This window comes from Xenorhabdus entomophaga, assembly GCF_037996725.1.
Lineage (GTDB): Bacteria > Pseudomonadota > Gammaproteobacteria > Enterobacterales > Enterobacteriaceae > Xenorhabdus > Xenorhabdus khoisanae.
In genome coordinates, this window is sequence record NZ_JBBMXH010000267.1 from 1 (window position 1) to 1,045 (window position 1,045).

Below are 1,045 nucleotides of genomic sequence, written 5' to 3' on the forward strand. Positions count from 1 at the left end.
GCTTTCTCATACGTTGGGCATTTTTGCCAATTTTAAACAAGGTAAAAGTCAACGCGACTGGCTTCAACAAGCCAACGTCATAGGATGTTAAAGTCGAGCATCGCGTTAAATCAGGTCAGAGTTATACACTTCGTCTTTCAAGTTGCCTCTTTGTTGGCTGCATCTTGAAATCCATTGAGTATATGAGCTTAATTTTTAACACGTTCTCTCAATAGATTTTTCATGATTTTTCCATTCGCATTTCGGGGCAATGTTAAAAAAGTATACCCTTTCGGCCGTTTATACCGTGCTACTACCGTACAAATATAATCATTTAATTCTTGTTCCATCACTGAACTATTTTCATCTAATTCAATAAAGGCATGGGGAACTTCTCCCCAATAGGATATGGGTTTAATGATTTAACTGATTGATATTAAATATAAAAATACTTTATTTCTTTAATTCTATACAAATTTATATACAACTATATTTCGTGCTAAGAAGCCTTACCAATATTATTATTCTGTTGGTATATTTTCGACCTATGATCTGGGATTCCCACAATTAAAATAAGGTCAGCACGCTAACCGTTCCAACCATGTAAAGCGGTTGCAACGTATTGCGTCAGGAGTTATTGAAAAAATAGTAACGACTGTCTCTGCGAGTGAGAAGATACCCCGCTACGGCTATCTTCCCTATGATTTTTAAATGAAGGACTGACTATTTTTATGATTTATTGCGAATCTTACGCTCAATTAATCGACCATACTTATCAAAATAGCGGCTAGGCCAGATTTCAGAGGGATGAATGCCAAGATAGTTAGCAATGATCCATTCGCCTTTAGGCCACTGCCTGCTGAGTGCATTTGCCAATGTTGATGAACTGAGTCCCGTCTCACGGGAGAGAGCCGCTAAGGTAGTACCACGTTTACGTAATGCAGCGATGATATCAGCCTGATGCCAGTCATAATGAGATGGTCGCCCCCTACCTTGTGAACGATACTCTAACAGGGTATTTTTTTCTGGAGAGGCCATCATGCAAAACGTCACACTCATTGGTATC

General features: G+C 38.9%; 2 protein-coding genes. Both read right to left on the reverse strand.

What is annotated here, in order from left to right; all coding sequences use genetic code 11:
* Positions 1 to 188: 188 nt before the first annotated feature.
* Positions 189 to 401 (reverse strand): AMP-binding enzyme, encoded by a 213-nt coding sequence (locus AAC854_RS22680; RefSeq protein WP_340619065.1) that lies wholly within the window; start codon positions 399 to 401, stop codon positions 189 to 191.
* A gap of 307 nt (positions 402 to 708) precedes the next feature.
* Positions 709 to 993, reverse strand: a complete 285-nt coding sequence (locus tag AAC854_RS22685; RefSeq protein WP_340619066.1) for a helix-turn-helix domain-containing protein — start codon at positions 991 to 993, stop codon at positions 709 to 711.
* Between the last annotated feature and the right edge of the window lie 52 nt (positions 994 to 1,045).